Origin of the sequence: Accumulibacter sp. (genome assembly GCF_016789985.1) — a bacterium.
Lineage (GTDB): Bacteria > Pseudomonadota > Gammaproteobacteria > Burkholderiales > Rhodocyclaceae > Accumulibacter.
Window position 1 is genome coordinate 1 of sequence record NZ_JAEUOL010000214.1, and the last position, 2,634, is coordinate 2,634.

Annotated in this window: 2 protein-coding genes, 1 tRNA gene and 2 pseudogenes; 1 reads left to right on the forward strand and 4 read right to left on the reverse strand. The window is 60.1% G+C overall.

What is annotated here, in order from left to right:
* Nucleotides 1–307: pseudogene (locus JNK99_RS12465) on the forward strand (IS4/IS5 family transposase); the annotation flags it as partial.
* Nucleotides 308–392: 85 nt separating this feature from the next.
* Here the strand turns inward: JNK99_RS12465 and JNK99_RS12470 are convergent.
* From JNK99_RS12470 to JNK99_RS12485, 4 genes and pseudogenes are all read right to left on the reverse strand, one after another.
* Nucleotides 393–469: transfer RNA gene (locus JNK99_RS12470), tRNA-Met, on the reverse strand.
* Between the two features lie 282 nt (nt 470–751).
* A pseudogene (locus tag JNK99_RS12475) lies at nt 752–1,176 on the reverse strand (IS4 family transposase); the annotation flags it as partial.
* A gap of 183 nt (nt 1,177–1,359) precedes the next feature.
* Nucleotides 1,360–1,521 (reverse strand): transposase, encoded by a 162-nt coding sequence (locus JNK99_RS12480; protein ID WP_291853575.1) that lies wholly within the window; start codon nt 1,519–1,521, stop codon nt 1,360–1,362.
* Between the two features lie 15 nt (nt 1,522–1,536).
* The gene (locus JNK99_RS12485; protein ID WP_291853577.1) at nt 1,537–2,562 is read right to left on the reverse strand and encodes an IS1595 family transposase; all 1,026 of its coding nucleotides are present in this window, start codon (nt 2,560–2,562) and stop codon (nt 1,537–1,539) included.
* Nucleotides 2,563–2,634: the final 72 nt, after the last annotated feature.

A 2,634-nucleotide genomic window follows, 5' to 3' on the forward strand; every position in this document is an offset into this window, starting at 1 on the left:
GTCCTGGCATGCGGCGCGCCAGGATTTCGGCGCCAAGGCGGTCTTCGACAACCTCAATGCACTGGCCGCCTATGTCGCTACCAACCCCCTTCTCGACCCCGGTTCGTCCTACAAGATCAACCGCACCTTGGAAATCGACAAGATCAAGCGACCGATCGGCCGTTGGCTCCTGGCTGCAACGGCCACCACTCGCCGCCTCAAGCCCATCCTCGAGGAAATCGTGCTCAACCTCCAGAAGTTCGTCCCCAATCGCTCCCAACCGCGAAAACCGCAGCCGAAACCGCACCTGTCGCACGCTTATAAGTGACTATGCTTATATGCTAACTTGTGAGGATTGGTGCTGGCGCGGCGGGCAGAAAAAAAACCAACCGGGAAGGGTTGGGTTTTCGAATTGGTGGTGATGGGTGGAATTGAACCACCGACCTATGGGTTATGAATCCATCGCTCTAACCGACTGAGCTACATCACCGTAGGGGCTGCGATTATAGGACCCGGGCGCCTGTGCGGTCAACCTGGCGCACAGGTCGCGCACTCCTCGATAGCGTCGCGACGTATCCGAGGTCGAGCAGGCACCTACCTCGGGACAATGTCGAACAGATGGTGTCCGGAAAACATATCAATTAAGAATCAATCTGATAGAAGACATAATCACCTCTTCTTCGATATCAGCCATCGATCTGGCCAGCCGCTGAGTGCGAGTTCCGGATGGACTGTCTGCGCATATCCTTATACCCAATTCACACGGGACGAGGTCACGCGCGAACTGAAGGCCGATGGCACAGTCCGTGACGCGCGGCAGTCCGAGCCAGATGGTTTTCACGCCGGGTTCTCCGTCGCCCTTGCGTCCGAGGAATCCGCCGCACATCGCTACCCGTCGCGGGACCTCATTCAGAGCAGGCATGTCAGCCGGCGGCTTCTGCTTGTTCAGGAAGTCGGCCGCACGCCATTCATCCTGGTGAAAGAAGAGATCCGCCGGAAATCGGGACAGGTGCGGCCGAATCGCATCAGGACAGCAATGCGCCAGGCAACGATCAGGTACAGCGCGATGGTGCGCTGCAGCCTGTCGATCGTGCCCAGTTGCCGGGCCTCGATCCGGCAGCCGTTCTTGAGGATGTGGAAGAAGGGCGCGATCTCCCGGCGTGCCCGATAGCCGCTGACGCTGACCTCCAGTACCTCGCACCGCTCCGCCAGCGCAAAGCGCCTGTCTGTTCAAGCAGCCATTCAGGCGTACTTCACAGAACCTTCCTCGCAAAGTACGCCGTCGCTTTTTTATGATTTCAAGCTCCCGCTTGAGCCGGATGTTCTCGACACGCAATCGTGACAACTCGATTTCTCCCGCACCCACGGCCTTCGTTCCCGTCAGCCGAGCTTGCCTGCCGCGGCTGTCCTGACCCAGTTGCGCAGGGTCTGCTCGACTAGCCCCAGGTCCTCGGCAACCGTACTGACGTTCCGCCGATCCTTCACACGTCTCACCGCCGGTTCACTGAACCCGGTCGTGTAGGCCTGCTTCGCTATCTTCATCGCGTGCTTATCCGGTTAACTCCCAAGCTTACTGGATGTAGTGGGTGGTGATTTTGTGGCGTAGAGCTCGGCATAGGTCGGTGCGGTGACGTCGCCGGCGATACCGAGCAGAGAGAGGAAGGCGTTGAAAGGAGAGAAGCGGCGGTTGAAGCGGAAGGTGAATTCGTTGAGATAGGCTGGTAGATGCTGCGGGCTGACCCCGTGATGGGTGCCGCGCAGCCAGGTTTTGAGATTGGAGAACACGAGGAGAATGATCGGCAGGAAGGTCTCGGCAACTTGCATGTCGCCCCGCTCCGCGACGGCTGTGTGGGAATAGCCGTGCTCGCTCAATTTTGCATAACCGCTCCAGTCGTCGGTGATGATGGTGGTGCCGGGAGCCACGTTGCCATCGATGAAGCCACCGAGCGACTGGGCGCTTCGGTCAGAAACCAAGGCGAGTCGAACACGACCGGCGTACCTCCCGGTCTTCCGCTTGTTGAGGCTACTGGTACGTTTACGCTGCCGAACCTCGACCGCACCGGCCACGAGGACCCTGTCGTGGACGCCACGCCCCTTACCGCGGGTACGCCCACCAACATAGGTTTCATCAGCCTCGACGACTTCTTCGGATTTGCCTCCGATTCGGTCTTGGTCGGGGCGAACCATTCCCGCCCGCAGCTTATGGAGTATCTGGAAGGCTGTCTCATAGCGCGACCGGCCGAGTTGCCGCGGGAACTGCACCGCCGACATGCCAGGCGTTTGGCTGGCAACCAGGGACGCCGCCCAAAACCATACCGACAACGGCGTATGCGTGCGATCCCTGACGGTGCCGGCAGTGAGGCTCGTGTCGCGGTTGCAATGACGACACCGGAAAACGCCGGGGCGATTGGCAAAGCGGTACGGCTCACCGGGCGAGCCACAGTGGTCACAGATGAACCCATCACTCCACCGAGCGCGCTCAAGGTAGGACGCGCATGCCGCTTCGTCCGGGAACCGTCGCTGAAACTCTGGCAGCGAGCGCGGGAACGGCCAATCGCCTCTGTCAAGCACGTCGATAACCATGGTCGCCCCAGATTGGCGCAGATGCTCCACATCCTACCGGTAGTGCGTCTGGGAGACAACCGGATAAGCACG

What these genes read in the sequence shown, in the direction of transcription:
- JNK99_RS12480 (WP_291853575.1), bottom strand. Translation starts at nt 1,521, where the DNA reads ATGAAGATAGCGAAGCAGGCCTACACGACCGGGTTCAGTGAACCGGCG.
- JNK99_RS12485 (WP_291853577.1), bottom strand. Translation starts at nt 2,562, where the DNA reads ATGGTTATCGACGTGCTTGACAGAGGCGATTGGCCGTTCCCGCGCTCG.